Source organism: uncultured Fibrobacter sp. (assembly GCF_937877005.1).
Lineage (GTDB): Bacteria > Fibrobacterota > Fibrobacteria > Fibrobacterales > Fibrobacteraceae > Fibrobacter.
This window is the reverse complement of the sequence record NZ_CALEFV010000255.1, coordinates 14,093-29,229: the sequence shown is the minus strand read 5'-3', so window position 1 is coordinate 29,229 and position 15,137 is coordinate 14,093. Positions and strand designations below refer to the sequence as shown.

Below are 15,137 nucleotides of genomic sequence, written 5' to 3'. Positions count from 1 at the left end.
CTCAGTCTTCGGCATCGGAATCTTCCGATTCCCAGTCGTCCGACTCCCAGTCTTCCGCATCGGAATCTTCCGATTCCCAGTCGTCCGACTCTCAGTCTTCGGCATCGGAATCTTCCGATTCCCAGTCGTCCGACTCCCAGTCTTCCGCATCGGAATCTTCCGATTCCCAGTCGTCCGACTCTCAGTCTTCGGCATCGGAATCTTCCGATTCCCAGTCGTCCGACTCCCAGTCTTCTAGTAGCGAAAGCACGCTGGTGTCTGTCGAGGGCAGCCTGGAACAGTCTGTTGAACGTGGCGACGTGTTTAAGACCATCACGTTCAGTAACGTGCAGTCCTACAATCGCGATAGCTGGAATATTTACTTCCTTGATTTCGTGGAATCCGGCGACAAGGTAATCGTTTCGGGAACCATTCCGGACTTCTTGCAGCAAGGTTCCTATAAGGAAACCTTGACGATTAACAATCAGAAGTTCAATATCACGGTGGCTGTGACGGTACCTGTAAGCAGTTCCTCGTCTGAGCCGCAGGTTTCTTCCTCTAGCGAGACGTCGGTGTCGTCTTCCAGCGAGATAACGCCGGAATCGTCCTCTGGCGAAGAACCGACGCTTGCGATGGCGAGAGCGGTATCGAGACTCTCGCTGGTTGTTTCGGATCGCGTGCTCCATGTTTCTGGTGCCACTGACATGTCCGTCGTGATCTTTGATATGCAGGGATCTCCGGTTGCGACCTTTGCGCATGTGTCGAGTGCAGTGAATCTTGACATGCTCCGTCAGGGGAACTATGTTGTACGCCTCCGTTCGGGATCGGACTCCATAATTCGCCGGATTACGGTAAAATAATCTGATTGGTCCTTTTTTGAAAGAACCCGGCAAGGTGAATCGCTTTGCCGGGCTTTTCTTTCAATTCAGGACAAGATGCATGAATTTGCATATTTGCATAGAACCTTAAAGTTTTCTATATTTGGCGCATGACTTTTTCAGATGGTGTAAAAGGCGGACTCCCGATAGGTCTTGGGTACTTTGCCGTATCGTTCTCGTTCGGTATTGCCGGCTCCAAGGTGCTGAGTTGGCCGTTGGTCACCTTTATTTCGATGACGAACTTGACTTCGGCGGGGCAGTTTGCAGGCCTTCAGATTATGGCCGATGCTGCGGGTACATTTATTGAAATGGCTATAGCGACATTCTTTATTAATCTGCGATACAGCCTCATGGCGATTTCCCTTTCGCAGAAGGTATCCCCGAATTTCGGAACCTTCAAGCGCCTTTTGCTTGCAACGGGCATTACCGATGAAATATATGCGCTTGCCGTCAGTCAGTCGTCTCCTGTAACAGCTAGGTATTTTGCTGGGCTCATGGTGCTGCCTTATATCGGATGGTCTTCGGGAACGCTGTGCGGAGCCGTCTGCGGAGAAATTCTTCCGGCAATCGTGACGAATGCTCTTGGCGTAGCCCTCTATGGGATGTTTGTCGCGATAGTCGTCCCGCAGATGAAGGTGCATCGTCCGACCTTGATTGCTGTCCTTATTGCGATTGCCTGTAGTTTCGCTTTTAAGTATGTTCCGGCATTGAGTGGAGTTACGGTGGGCTTTGCGATTATCATTTGTGCTCTTGTCGCCTCCTTGATTGGCGCTGCGTTGTTTCCGGTTGCCGATGATTCTGAGCAGACAAAGGAGGATGCATGAACTTGAGGGACTACTGTCTGTTCCTGCTCGTGATGGCGGGGGTGACTTATCTGCTGCGAACCATTCCGTTCGTCCTTCTCAAGGGAAAAATCAAGAGCCGGTTCTGGCGCTCGTTCCTGGCCTACGTGCCCTATACGGTGCTTGCCGCAATGACAGTCCCTGCGATTTTTTATTCGACGGATAGCAGGCTCTCGGGCGCATGCGCCCTTGCGACGGCGGTTATCGCGTCGCTCTGCGGCCTGGGCCTTGTCGGGGTGGCCGCAGTTGCCTGCGTGACGGTGCTCGGTATCGATGGCGCCCTGATGCTGCTTTAGTTATTTCTAAATTTGCTATATGCAGCAGGAATTGTGGGAAAAGATCAAGGTCATTTGCGATCGGTTGTCCAAAGTCACATATGAGAACCTGACAAAGATCATTCGCCTCGAGGCGACGGGGAGCTCCACTGCCGCGCAAAAGCTTGACGACAGTTTTCAGAACGATGTCGATTCCTGGATGGGTGGCGGAACCTGCTTCAGCATGACTTGGCACCTGTACCAGGTCTTTAGGGATCTGGGGCTTTCGCCAAGACTCGTGATGGGGCATAAGCGCAAGGAAAGGAATATTCACTGCGCACTGATTTTACCTGATCCCGACGCGATTCCCCTTTCTTTTTCTTCCGCAAATTACCAGCCACAGTCTACGGAGTATCTCTTTGATCCGGGGTACCTGATATTTGATCCGTTGCCGGTTCCGCTCCCGCCCCCGCAGGGTGCGGGGACAGCCTTTTTCCCGCTGGTTCCGAACTGTGTAAGGCTGGACCGCCCGTCAGTCGATAGTCTAGCCTTGTGGACGGGCGGTGCGGGAGCTCCGATGAAGCTTCGCTTCGAATATCCCGTCGAGGGAGTCTCTGTCGAGGAATTCAAGCTGCATTGGAACGAAAGCTTTTATCGCGAAATGATGACCTATCCTGTGCTGAACCGCCTTGACCGCGAAAAGGGCGTGCAGTATTATTACCAGAAGGGTAACCTCGTTACGCGCGATGCGAATGGCTCCCACATCGAGAAAATCGATGAATCAGCTCGCGTCGAGACCTTGAGTCGAATTTTTGACCTATCTCCCGAGTTAATTTCTCGGGCGCTTGGCATTTTGAGCAAATAGCGGTATTAAAACGGTAATTTTTCTTGTAAAAGAGAAAAAAAATTCCCTATTTCATAAAAAAATATATTTTATTGCAAAACAACGAGGTTTTCTATGAAGAAGTTTGCCCTGATGGCTATTGCCGTTGTATCGCTTGCCCTGATGGCCTGTGGCCCGTCTAAACTCGAAATACAGGAAGCTTCGTCGCAGAGCGATGTCCTGATCGAAGTGCGTCAGGTCCTCAACGACTCTATCAGCCTGTTTATCGGTAACACCTTTTACCTGAACTCCAAGCAGGTTATCGCAGACAACATGTATCCGCTGCTGGTGAGTACCCGTGATCCGGCGGAACTGGAAAAACCGACGGCGACGGACATCCTCAATAGCGACGAGGACCTTTTGAACTATTTGCGTCGCGTGTCGCCCGATCTGATTAACGTGGGCCTTGTCATTGGCGAAACGGCGTTCAACGAAGTCGGTTTCGACGAACAGGAGGTCGTTGGCAAGATGACGAATATTTTCCAGAAAGTGCAGGGTGGTTCGCTGGTTCTTTTCCACGAGAAGGGTGGTGAACTTACCGACATGAAAAAGGTTTACTAGTTCGTCCGACCCTATTTCAGTTTTTTTAGCTCATGCCAGAGCATGGCAAGTCCGATGATGGCCGCTCCCGTGTCGGCAATGGGCTGCGCCATGAACACTCCCTTGAGTTCAAAGAAGCGCGGAAGGATAAGCAGGAACGGGATAAGTAGAATCACTTGTCGGCAGGCGTTCAGGAACATGGACCTGAGCGCCTTTCCCGTTCCTTGGAAAAAACTGCCCGAAGTCATGCCGAAGGGAATCAAGAAGAATGCCGCACCAAAAATCCTCAATGCCCAGGCGGCAACTTCCTGTAGCTTCAGGTCGTTGGGGGCGAACGGGGCTACAAGCGATTCGGCCTGCCACATCATGACGCCCCATGCCACAAGCATGAATGACCCTGCGTAAATGAATGTGAACTTGAGTGTTCCCCTGACGCGGTCGTTCAGGCGTGCGCCGTAGTTGTATCCGATAATGGGCTGGGTTCCGTTTACGAATCCGAGTAACGGAAGCAGGATGAATGCGGCGATGCTGTTCACGATTCCGAATGCTGAAATGGCCATGTCGCCGCCCGAAAGGACACCTGTATCGTGCAGACTGATATTGCCGTATGTCGTGAGGCTCCAGGCGAGAATGGCGTTCATCAGGCTATTGCATACCTGCATGATTGAAGGCGGAATGCCTAGAACGATAATCTTGCGCACATAGGCAAAACGGAGCTTCATGTGCCGCCAGCGGATTTTGATCGGCGTGTCCTTCTTGATGAAAAATTGCGTGATAAGAGCCGAGGCCACGAGCTGAGAACAGATGGTCGCCCAGGCAGCGCCCTCGATACCCCAGCGGAATTTCATGATGAAAAGCCAGTCAAGAACGATGTTGGTGCCGGCACCTGCGATTTCGCGGAACATGGCGGTCTTGGGGTGGCCCATCGAACGGATGAAATGGTTCATGCCGGGAGCGATGGTTTGGAAAACGGCGCCGCACAGCAAAATGCGCATGTAACTACTTGCCACGGGCAGGGTCTGGTCACTTGCACCGAACAGTTTGAGTAGTGGCACCATGAAAATTTCGCCCAACGTGAATGTGGTTATCGCCATTAAGATCAAAAGCGAAAACGAATTGTTCAGGATGATGCTTGCTTGGATGTATTTCTTTTGTCCGAGGCGGATAGCGAAGAGTGTGTTGCCTCCGACACCAATCATCATGGACATGGCCATGATGAAAAGGCAAATCGGGAAACAGAGCGTGATGCCCGCGATGCCGAGGCTTCCGACACCCTGGCCCACGAAGAAACGGTCCACTATATTATAGAGGGCGTTCACCAGCATGCTGATGATGGCCGGCACGGAAAACTGCAGGACCAGTTTCGGAATGCTGGCAGAGCCGAAGGAATTGAGGCGCTCGGAATTCAAGGTGGACATTTCGGCGCCAAATTTAGCTTTTTTATACTTAAAACGTCATTGCGAGCCGAAGGCGAAGCAATCCGTTTGGGGCTAAAAAGCCACTTGATTTCGGCCGCTTTCCTTCGCGACATACAGCAGGCGGTCGCATTCGGCAATCATATCCTCGATTCTGCCGATGTTTTCGCCCTGCTTGCTTGCAAGCCCGAGCGAAATCGTCACCGGGATGATGATGTCCTTCCATGCGAAACGGTGACGTTCGACCGCCATGCGGAAGCGTTCGGCGCTCTTCTTGGCGTCTTCGGGACCGATGCCCCCCATGAGAAGTATGAATTCCTCGCCACCGTAACGGGCTAGCAGGTCCGATTCCCGTTTTTCTTCTTTGAGGATACGGGCGATTTCCTTGAGGACCATGTCTCCGCACTGGTGACCCCAGGTGTCGTTCACGCGCTTGAAGTGATCGGCGTCGACCATGATGGCGTGAACGTAGTAATTGTTGCGGCGGGCGAGCGCGAGTTCTCCCAGGCTTCTGTCCATGAAGGTTCGGCGGTTGCTGATCTTGGTGAGCGGGTCCATGGTAGCCGCTTCGTAGAGCTCGCGGTCGAAGGCCTCCTCGCTTTCGTCCTTGAAGTCGATTTTCAGGACCATCTTTCCGATTTGCAGGCGGTTATGGTCTTCGAGCTTGCTGCTTTCTACGGGGGATCCGTCCACGAATGTCCCGTTGGTGCTTCCTAGGTCCTTGACCGTGACATTGACTCCGTCGAAGGTGAGGGAACAGTGCTTGCGGCTGACCAGTTCGTCGTCGAGATGGATTCCCGCTTCGGAGCTTCGGCCAAGGATCACGGTTCCCTTTTCCAGGGGAATCTGCTTGAACTGGTTCTGCGGGTATAGCACGATCAAGTGGGGTCGCTGCGAGGCGACGGGGAACTTGATGGTGTTGCCGCTGGCGATAGTCTGATCCATGTCTTGCATAAAAACTCCGAACTAGCTTAAATGTAAAAAACTAGATGGCGGTGGCTAGTCTATAGACGGTACTAAATTTTTGATTGAAAATTGGCAATAGGAAGTTTAGTAATTTTTTATTAACCCGTGTGTTCGAATTATGTGATTTTTTGCACTTTGTCCCTCCAATTAACAGGCTGTTTACAGAAAAAAACGCTTTTGGATGCAAAAAAAGAAAAAAATTTGACTTTTTTCAAAATAAAAGAATAAATTTGAGGGCGGTGTGGCATTTCAAAAAGGCCGGTCTTTTTGGTATGTCTAGTTGGAAGGAAAACCATCGATGGAAATAAAAAGTATGAAAAACACGAAACGCTCCTTGTGGAAATGGGTTTTGGGTGCCTGTATGGTCTTTGCAGGAGTTCAAAGTGGCTGGGCTGGCTGTGCCGGTACGGTGCATTTTAAGGCTCCGGATAGTTGGACCCAGGCTGTTTTCTCTGGCCAGAACAATAATGTTCCGAAAACGGTGACTACTCGTGATGAGCTTGGATATTTCGTACTTGATGTGAGTGATATTGGCCTGGAAGCGTATGTTTCCACCTTCAGTATTGCCAACAAGGCTGGAAAAGGAAACATTATCGTAACGGATACGGTCTGGAACCTCCAGAATGCTTATGATGACAATGCCATCAAGAACATGGCAACCCTTCCTTGCCCTGGTGCTGGCAATGATTCCTATATCATGGAAGATCCCCTGCACGAAGGTAAGACTTATATAGGTTCCGAGCCTTCCGATGCGAAATTCTTCTATTTCCTTGTCCCGCAGGACGAAGGCTGGCAATCCGATAACGTGATTATCCGCATCGACGGAACGACTGATGTCGCCATGGCTCCGGCTGCAAACATGTGCGGCTGGTACTATATGGCCTTCGACGCCGCTGCAGTTCCTTCCAGCGTTATCCTTTATCGCAAGAACGATCCTACCGAACAGCTCGGTATCAACGGCATGGCCGAAACGAATGCCGAAGCGTCTCCGATTCCTCTGAAGACCTACTTTAATAGCTTCAATTCGAACACGCTGTACTTTATTCCTGATGAAGATGACTGGAACGACCTGACTCCGGGTGGCTGGGCCATTGTGGATCCGGGTATTCCCGAAGTGGGAGATATCGAGCGCTGCTCCTATAAGCTCGCCGCTTTGATTTACGACACGGACCAGGATATCAATGAAGTGTTTACCTCCGATGGCAATACGGCCGGCTATGGTGCCTGTGTTGGTGTCCATAAGGGCATTGTTTTGGAAGATCTTGATTCTACCAAGAAACCGACATTCTCTAATTCTCCAAATGCAGTCAAGTGCTTCGGTAATGCAACGAATTTCAACACGTTGTTCAACTACACTCCGAATGTGAACGAAGTGAAGTGCTATGACATGCCGTTCCGCCATTACGGAAAGGATACTCGCTGGGGCTTCGATTCCGACTCCGCTAAGACGGATGGCTATACGGGCGGTTTCTATCCTGTTGAGAACTCGACCGATGCCGATGTCGTGACCATGAACGGCGTCCTGCTCGGACCTACCCCGAAAGCCCGTACTCCCCGCAAGGCCGAAGCTCCGGTTCCCGTCGTGGATTCCGTGAAGAACTTTGACCAGTACTGCACGACTCCGGGATGGCCGGGTGGTGTCGATTGCGAAGGAAAGTTCAACAACGGTGACTCTCCTGCCGTGTGGAACTGGGGCATTCGTGAAGACTGGACCGGTGTTACCCGTAACCAGCAGTACTGCTTTGAATCGCATGCCAAGTTCAACTACTACGAAGACCAGGAATTTACCTTCCGCGGTGACGATGACATCTGGGTGTTCATCAACAACAAGCTTGTCGTGGATAACGGTGGCGCTCACCTTGCTACACCGGGCCATGTGGTGCTCAAGAACCTGAATGACAAGTTTGGTGCCGGATTCCTTGTCCCCGGTTTGGAATACGATTTGGATATCTTCTTCTGCGACCGTCGTACTACGATGAGTAACGTGATCATCAAGACGAACATGTATATCCGCCAGAAGGCTGACATCACTCTTACCCGTGACAAGAACGTGCCGGATGGCAAGAGCTACGATGTGTGCTATACCGAAACTGGTGACGGTTCTTGCGTTGCAGCCGTTTCGAATGAAGAAGGTGTGACCTGCTGCGGCTCCGACTTTGGAACCAAGGAAGGCTGCAATCTCGACATTTCCTACTGGCTGGTGGAAGGCCGCAAGATTGCGGATACCACGAGTGCAAAGTCTGTAAAGATTACGGCTCCGGGCGTTTACAACTGCATTATTGACTTGACGAACTTCGTTAAGCCGACCATTGGCAAGGCCGATGACGTCTGCCAGATGGGTACAGGCCGTCATACCTTGTTCATGAAGATTGGTAACAAGACGAAGAAGGTTGCCGACTTCAGGCCCAAGGGCGAAGTGGACGTTCTCTATGCAGATGGTGTTGCCTACGATACCAACGGTGTCAAGATTCCGGGTGGGGATTTCTCGCTTATCAAGTCCGAAATGGGTGGAGAACTCGTGCCCGTCTACGTGACGAGCGTCCGTAAGCCTGATAATGCTACTGATCCGCTGGAAATCTTGCCCGATGACGCTATCAACGTGTCCTATAGCCTGGATCATGATCCCCTGATGCAGGTGTTCTACAAGAACGAGGCTGGCGATCTCGTAAGAGTTACGGGTAGCAGGACCATTGGCGATTCCGGTATAGATACCCTCTACGTGACTGTCGATATGGCGGACTTGGCCGGTGCGATTGTCCCGTTCACTATTAATGTTACGGGCAGAACGAATATGCGCACGATTAACTTCTATCTGCCGCAAATTGCCTTTGTCTCGAAGCCGGATTCGACGGGAGATATCATTTCGGGACAGAATCCTGCTGATCCTGCATTCGAAGAATTGTGGGTCGGTTCTGTCTATGACTTCTACCTGACCATCATGAAGCCCAACGACGACGGTTCCTACTATACTTGCACGGACTGCCACCTCAACCTGGTTGTGTCCGTCGCCGAGACCTCCGAAGGAATCATGGTGACTCTGGATTCGACAGCGACGTTCCAGGATGGCTATGCGACGATTTCTGTCGTGTCCTCCAAGGAATATCGCTATGATACCGATGCGACTATCCATAATCCGGGCGCATTTGCTGTCAAGTACGAGTATAGCGATTACGTGAAGGCCGTCTACCATCCGGTCTACTTCCGCGAACCGCCGGTTCCGTCTCCGCGTCTTGCCGATATCTTTGATACACGTGGATCGATTCCTTCGCTTGAATTCAAGATTCCGTCTCCCTACTTCGACATGAATACGGAATACCTGGATGGTATCGGTGACTCGGTTGCCATTTACTACCATCGTCCTATCCACAAGGACTCTCTGCCTAGCCGTATTTGCCTTGCTTGGGATTCTACTTCGACCGAAGAGCATAACCCGAAGGCAGAAGGCTACTCCAACCTCGAGAAGGATACGGAAATTCACTGTAATGCCTTGGTCGCTGTGACCATGGACAACATTGACTGCTCGAGCCCGGATGCCGAAGGCTACTGCACTAGAGTCATCACGATTGGCGGTCTTCAGCTCTCGAAGGAAGTGAAGACTATGGGCGTGGGTAACTTGATTTCGTATGCAGTATTCATGGACAAGGGCAAGGAAGTCAAGCAGGGATTCCCGGGCAAGATTACTGACCGAATCGCTCCTGTTCCGCTGTCCGCCGTGGTCCGTACGCTTAAGAACGGTGACGAACTGAGCGATTACGACAGCCTTGTGGTGGCCATGTCCGAACCGGGCAAGCTGCTCTCTACCGAGAACAAGAAGGCTGCTCTTGACTTCTACCTGAATTCCGCCATTGAATTGCCTGAAGCCGATCGCTTCGCTTCGGCCTATGGATCTGCGTCTACTGTCGTGAATGCAGAAGGCGAACCGGTGGTGAGCGAGAATGAGGACGGCACGGGCCGTATCAAGTACCTGTACCGCCGTGGTGGCGTGTCCCCGCACGTGGGCGACTATGTACGCCTGGCTGGAAGCATGGCTAACGTGATCTGGTCGGATGCGGCTGACTATGCCCTTCCTGGTAGCGACACCTTGCGTAATACGTCTGACGCCGCTTTCTTCTGGAATTCTCCGACGTCCTATGACGAAACCAAGCGTCTGCCTACGCCGTGGATTTCTGTGACGGGCGATGCCGAAATTACGGTTATCGAGAACAAGTTCGCCTCGACAGCCAATGCTCCGGCTGGCGACAAGGTTCCGGCTGTGACGGTTACGGGATATCGCACGACGATGACCAAGGCCGAAATCCTTGCCGATCAGAATGGTATTCCGGGACACTTGATCAAGGCCGACATGTATGCCTTGATTAACGGCCTGGATGAACCTCTCGAAGACATTAGCGACGTGTACTTCTACTTCAAGGTTGAATACTTCACCAACCTCGGTGGCTTCGTGGCAAGCAAGAGCGCTAAGATCTACTGCGACGACGCCTTGAACGATGTGAAGTTCTTTGATGGTGGCAAGTGTACCGATCCTGGCATGGACCGCAACTTCTACATCGGTTGGAACATGCGTTCTGACAAGGGCCGCGTGGTGGGTACCGGTGCCTATATCGTGAAGCTTGAATCCTACGTGAAGCTGGGCTCTGCAGGCAAGCAGGCCAAGCAGGACGAAACCTCCGTCTGGGGCGTGAAGCGTTCCAAGAAGCCGGTTGAGGATTACAAGAAGGACCTCGAAAAGTAACGAAGGATAGATTTAAAGAAAAAGGGACGGCCTCCGTGGCCGTCCCTTTTCGGTTTTAGTTACTATATTTGGGGCATGCGTAGACTATTTGCAGTTCTCTTTTGTAGTGCGGTCGCCTTTGCCGCCGAACCGACGGACATCGATTCCCTTTTCCGCGGCAAGGAATACAAACCCGTGTTGAGCGCGTCGTTGCGCGATACTTCTGCAAAAGAATCGGCCGTTCCCGGTAAGGCTGCTGCCAAGTCTTCCAAGTCCGACGGCTACTATATGCTGCAGTTCGAAGCCGTTGCTGATTTTGATGCGGCTCAGCGTCGCCGTGCGCAGATTGCTGCAAGCACTGGATATGCAATCCAGGTTGTTTTCGATACGCCGTTCTACAAGCTCCGTGGCGGTGGATGGACTAGCAAGAAGGCTGCCGAGGACAAGGCCCGCGAGCTTTCCGCCTACAATATCAACGCCTTCGTCGTGAAGGTGAAGTAATCTCTTTAATTAATCCAGCAATCCCATGGCCTGGTTCAGGGCGTGTTCGTCCATGCTCGCAGGTAGGAGGGCTCGTTCTTCGGGTGCGACATAGGAGAGTCGTCTTTCGTAGTCGGGGCGGTTGCTACGGTTGCGGGGTTCCAGATTCTGTGGCTTTAGCGAGTAGAAGAACGGTCCCGTCTTGATGAACCGCTTTTTCTGCAAGCCTTGAGTGATGGCATCGGTGAGAACCTTCTGTAGGATCGGACCGGCCCTGTCTACGTGATGTAGCTCGAGAATGCGGCTCTTTAGAATATCTTCGTGAATCGGGGCTTCATGGTCCACGTAGAATTTTAGCTGCATGATAAGCGCTGCGGCAGGCAGCTCCGCAATCGGCTTGTCGTGGGGCGTTCCTTCAATTTTAGGATGCAGTACCGTATAGGGAACCGTAGCTGGTGCAGATGATTCAAAAACGTCGTCCTGGTTGTCCTCTGCCTCGGCTTCCTCGACCGGAGGAGGTGCGATACTTTGTTCGATGGCAATCGTGGCGAGTAAGTGGCCGATCTCGTCTTGCTTCGCGACAAACCAGAAGGGTAACCATAGGTTGAGGACTTTCCAGCCCTGTTGCCTTAGGATTCTTGGTCTGATGTAATCACGGTCTTCGACTGAATCGCGGAACCTTTCCGTGGTGCAGTCGTCTTCGATAAGGCCGAGGAATCGGTTCTTGTTGTTATTGTCGACAATGACCGGACCGACGGGGATTCCTCCCTTGGAATAGCTTTCTTCGATCTGTATGCCTTCGTTACGGAGTATCTTTATGACTTCGTCGCGTATGGGCGAGTCGGCTGGCCTTGTATCAATTGTTTCGGAATAATCCTTGCTCTTAAGATAGCTGATCCAGTCCCAGAACAGGGAATGCTTCGATGCGCCCTGCTTGGACATGTCGGTGTCGGCGATGTAAACCTGCAGTTCCGTTTTAGCGAGTGTCGTGCAGACGGACAGCTTGTGATCGCCGGAAGATCCATTGACGCCTTCTGTTTCGGCGCAGACCATGACGACATCCCTGAACCTGTCGATAGCCCTTTCAGGGGTTTTGACATAGTAACGGACATTGTCGTTTGGAATGTTGAAGAAATTTGCTGCCGGCGAGTTTGCGGGGAGCATGGCTCTGATGGAGTCGTCTATTTCGAGGCAGGTGGAATGGTGGAATGCCACGATTCCGAGTGTCTTGCCAGGTTGCTTTTCTGCATGGGCGATTGCGGCCTTGGCGATGGCGAGAACCTTGTCCGAAACGACCTTGAGCTTGATGCCCTTGAAGGGGGCCCTGCTTGGCACCGGAAGTTGCTTGATGCCGTGATTGTAGATTCGGTTGTTTGCAAATGCGACTAGAGAACAGTCTGCGTATTGCGTCGAGAACCAGAGCTCGCGCGTGGGAACGCCCTGCCGCAAGGCTGCGTTCAGGATGCTTTCCTGGAAAAACACCGTGTGCGAGATAGCTGTTGGCGTGTAGGCGTCGTAAATCTGGCGCTCGATGGCGGGGTTTTGTGGATTGCCAACGAAAATGGCCCTTTTTGCCGCATAGATGCTGGGGATTGCCGCAGCCATGGAAATGCTGTCGGCATCGAGCATGATGCAGAGGTCAAATGAGCAATTCTCGGAAACCCGGAAGGAATCGTTGATGTGGCAAATAGTGAGCTTTTCTGGGTACTGTTCAATGGTGTCGTGCAGTTCCCGGAAGTTGGCCGAACTGAATGCATCCAGGGTCTTCTGGTATTCTTTGCTCTTTTGCGACTTGACCTTGGGAGTGATGGAGAACAGGGCCGGATTGTTCTTTGTCGCCAGGTGGATTTGAGCTCCGGCCCAGTAGTGGGCGACGGCGCCTTCGATATCGCGCTGGACATTGTCTGTATCTTCGACATAGTTCAACAGATTGGGACAGTTGTATTTCTGCATCTTGTTGAATAGCGAGGTCAGCTGCAAGTGAATGTCCAGGCGCTTCCAGTTTTCGCTCCAGAGCTTGATCCGGTCGAGCCACTTTTCGATGCTTAGGCTTTCCAGAGGAGTCTCGAGCGCCATGTCCTTGTTAATTTGTCTAATGGCCTGCAGAAGGTCGTTTACGGAATTGCAGAGGTGGCGTATTTCTGGCTGAATGTCCTTGAACAGGTGCCACTGCTCGAGAATCTGAAGCAATAGGTCCTGCTTGGGATCCTTCTTGTGCGTATCTCGGAAGTTGTAGATGAACTGGATTTTCTTGTTGAGTTCGATCCAGTTGGATTTTTCGTAGAGCCAATCCTTTCCGAGAAGCATGTTGCCGAGAATGGCGCTTTCGGTATAGGCCTTCTTGTTGTCCTGCAGTTCGAGCAGAGTGTCGATAAGGTCGAGCAGCTTGGCATCGGAATCGACTTCCTTTGGGTTGCGCAGCACGGACAGCAGTTTGCGACGCGACGAGCGGTAGCGGTCCGAAAGTCCCTTGAGCTTGGTACTCTGGCATTCGGCAAAATCGTCGCGAGCGCCCTGGATGGCTTCGTTGACGGCATTGTCGGTATAGATGTCCGATGTCTGCCGGCGGTAACGGACCCACTTGTCTCCTGCTTCAGGTAGTTCAATCAGCGAGGACTTGTAAGTTTCCCAGTTGTTATTCCGGAGTTGCCAGTCTTCGAAGACTGGCGTGTTTTCGTCAAAGTAGTCGCGCATCAGTTCCAGAATGTCGACTAGACTGGAAAGGAAGATCCCGGTGGGGAATAGCCCTGCGGAAGTCATCCTCGCGATGATGTCGTCTAGGCTCTTGGCGATATTCGCTGCGTTGTTCAGCTCTTTTGAAAGTTTGTCCTGCTGTTCCTTGCCGAGACTGGGAACTTTGACGCCGAGGAAAGCCTTGCGGGCGTCTATGCCTCCCTGATCAAAGTAGAGCGAACAGACCTGGAAAAGGTCTTCCTTGAGTTCCTTGTAATTGCTGTAGTCAAGATTTAACAGCCCCTGAAATATGGTGTCTGGAAATTTTTGCTTTCCCGTTTTAACCAGGGCGAATTCCGTCAGTGCCTCGGCAAGCATGACTCCGGATGGAGCGATGGGCTTGTTGATGGAATCGTAGTAATCGAGAATTTCTTTGCGAGATGTTCTGAGAGTCTGTTCTAGAGCGGCATGGTCCACTTTAGGGAATGTCCGGAACGGGGGGTTCCATGAATCCTGGAAGGAAGACTCTGTGACTGCTCTACGATAAACGACAAGAACGTTTTTCTGGTTCGCGATGGAATCTGCGACAATGTTGGCCACAACCTTCATCTTGTCGGTGCCGGGCAGAGCCTGGATGGCGTAAGCACTGGCATTTTCGTTTTCCGCATCTACGGTGACCTTGTTGGTATGCGAATCCGTCGGATATAGGAAGTGGTGGTCGGCGGGACAGAAAACCTGATTGAAATCCGCGTTTTCAAACAGCGATTCCTGAATCTGGAATCCTTCTTCACGTAAAAGCAGGGAGAGCACAGGGTGGTTGTCGATCTGCTTGTCGGAATACCCCTGCTCCATGCGTTTTTTCAGGAGTAGGTTTTCGGTATCGAAGAATCCGAGGCAAAGCCCGTGACGAGTGAATTTCCAGTTGCGTTCGGCTGCGATAGCTTTTTCAAAAAGTGAAAAGTACATGAGCAGGCTGAACGAGCCGTTTACGATGGCATCTTCGGCCTTGGGAAGATGGACCGTATCCTTGAGCCTTTCGCGTAGGATAACGTTTTCTATCGGTAGCCTGTTCGATAGCGAAAGAGTTCCTTTCGATATGTCGAAGTCTAGAGGAATCAAAAGGCTCGGCGCGAGCGCATTTCCGTCCCATTTCAGAAAGCCTACGATAAGGTAGAGGTCGGAATAGTGAAAATCTTCGTTCTTCTGTCGGAGCGTCGCGGTAATGGAATCGATCGCCTTGATTTTCTGCTGGGCGGTAAAGTTCGGTGACTCGTTAAAGAAGGTCTCTAGGGAAAGGGGAGCTCCGCTCTGGTGCCATTTTTCGTAGAAAAGATCGCCAGCTTCCATGATCAGGGGAGACTGGAAGTCGTTCTTGACCGTAAAATTGAGTAGTCGGTCCTTGGAATCGAAAAGGGCCGCTTCTTGCCGGATTTGGGCGACAATGGCAGATGGAGTCGACATGCCACGAATATAATTTTTTTCGGGGGTACTCGAAGCCTGTTTATTTGCGGGAGAG

General features: G+C 51.8%; 10 protein-coding genes. 7 read left to right on the top strand and 3 right to left on the bottom strand.

Features of this window, described 5'->3' with window-relative positions; genetic code table 11:
• The 5 genes from Q0628_RS11425 to Q0628_RS11405 form a co-directional block, all read left to right on the top strand.
• On the top strand, positions 1 to 839 hold an 839-nt coding region (locus Q0628_RS11425), incomplete at its 5' end, for a T9SS type A sorting domain-containing protein (RefSeq protein WP_298771120.1).
• 128 nt (positions 840 to 967) lie between these two features.
• Positions 968 to 1,681 (top strand): AzlC family ABC transporter permease, encoded by a 714-nt coding sequence (locus Q0628_RS11420; protein ID WP_298771117.1) that lies wholly within the window; start codon positions 968 to 970, stop codon positions 1,679 to 1,681.
• The gene (locus Q0628_RS11415) at positions 1,678 to 1,995 is read left to right on the top strand and encodes an AzlD domain-containing protein (protein ID WP_298771115.1); all 318 of its coding nucleotides are present in this window, start codon (positions 1,678 to 1,680) and stop codon (positions 1,993 to 1,995) included. Before Q0628_RS11420 ends, Q0628_RS11415 begins: the two co-directional genes overlap by 4 nt.
• A gap of 19 nt (positions 1,996 to 2,014) precedes the next feature.
• Positions 2,015 to 2,818 (top strand): hypothetical protein, encoded by an 804-nt coding sequence (locus Q0628_RS11410; protein WP_298771113.1) that lies wholly within the window; start codon positions 2,015 to 2,017, stop codon positions 2,816 to 2,818.
• A gap of 93 nt (positions 2,819 to 2,911) precedes the next feature.
• A complete protein-coding gene (locus tag Q0628_RS11405) occupies positions 2,912 to 3,397 on the top strand; it encodes a hypothetical protein (protein ID WP_298771111.1) in 486 nt (161 codons plus the stop codon).
• 11 nt (positions 3,398 to 3,408) lie between these two features.
• Here Q0628_RS11405 and Q0628_RS11400 read toward each other — a convergent pair whose 3' ends face one another.
• Both Q0628_RS11400 and Q0628_RS11395 read right to left on the bottom strand, forming a co-directional pair.
• Positions 3,409 to 4,794 carry an MATE family efflux transporter gene (locus Q0628_RS11400; protein ID WP_298771109.1) on the bottom strand — a complete coding sequence of 462 codons (1,386 nt, stop codon included), beginning with the start codon at positions 4,792 to 4,794 and terminating at the stop codon, positions 3,409 to 3,411.
• Positions 4,795 to 4,866: 72 nt separating this feature from the next.
• Entirely contained in the window at positions 4,867 to 5,745 is an 879-nt protein-coding gene (locus tag Q0628_RS11395; RefSeq protein WP_298771107.1) for a GGDEF domain-containing protein, read from the bottom strand.
• A 325-nt stretch (positions 5,746 to 6,070) separates the two neighbouring features.
• Between Q0628_RS11395 and Q0628_RS11390 the strand changes: the two genes are divergently transcribed.
• Positions 6,071 to 10,489 (top strand): fibro-slime domain-containing protein, encoded by a 4,419-nt coding sequence (locus Q0628_RS11390; RefSeq protein WP_298771105.1) that lies wholly within the window; start codon positions 6,071 to 6,073, stop codon positions 10,487 to 10,489.
• A 75-nt stretch (positions 10,490 to 10,564) separates the two neighbouring features.
• The gene (locus tag Q0628_RS11385) at positions 10,565 to 10,969 is read left to right on the top strand and encodes an SPOR domain-containing protein (protein WP_298771103.1); all 405 of its coding nucleotides are present in this window, start codon (positions 10,565 to 10,567) and stop codon (positions 10,967 to 10,969) included.
• A gap of 9 nt (positions 10,970 to 10,978) precedes the next feature.
• Here Q0628_RS11385 and Q0628_RS11380 read toward each other — a convergent pair whose 3' ends face one another.
• Positions 10,979 to 15,082, bottom strand: a complete 4,104-nt coding sequence (locus Q0628_RS11380) for a hypothetical protein (protein ID WP_298771101.1) — start codon at positions 15,080 to 15,082, stop codon at positions 10,979 to 10,981.
• Between the last annotated feature and the right edge of the window lie 55 nt (positions 15,083 to 15,137).

Bases quoted from the DNA above. Each gene is read 5' to 3' on its own strand.
- Q0628_RS11395 (WP_298771107.1), bottom strand. From the start codon at position 5,745: ATGCAAGACATGGATCAGACTATCGCCAGCGGCAACACCATCAAGTTC.
- Q0628_RS11415 (WP_298771115.1), top strand. From the start codon at position 1,678: ATGAACTTGAGGGACTACTGTCTGTTCCTGCTCGTGATGGCGGGGGTG.
- Q0628_RS11410 (WP_298771113.1), top strand. From the start codon at position 2,015: ATGCAGCAGGAATTGTGGGAAAAGATCAAGGTCATTTGCGATCGGTTG.
- Q0628_RS11380 (WP_298771101.1), bottom strand. From the start codon at position 15,082: ATGTCGACTCCATCTGCCATTGTCGCCCAAATCCGGCAAGAAGCGGCC.
- Q0628_RS11405 (WP_298771111.1), top strand. From the start codon at position 2,912: ATGAAGAAGTTTGCCCTGATGGCTATTGCCGTTGTATCGCTTGCCCTG.
- Q0628_RS11385 (WP_298771103.1), top strand. From the start codon at position 10,565: ATGCGTAGACTATTTGCAGTTCTCTTTTGTAGTGCGGTCGCCTTTGCC.
- Q0628_RS11400 (WP_298771109.1), bottom strand. From the start codon at position 4,794: ATGTCCACCTTGAATTCCGAGCGCCTCAATTCCTTCGGCTCTGCCAGC.
- Q0628_RS11390 (WP_298771105.1), top strand. From the start codon at position 6,071: ATGAAAAACACGAAACGCTCCTTGTGGAAATGGGTTTTGGGTGCCTGT.
- Q0628_RS11420 (WP_298771117.1), top strand. From the start codon at position 968: ATGACTTTTTCAGATGGTGTAAAAGGCGGACTCCCGATAGGTCTTGGG.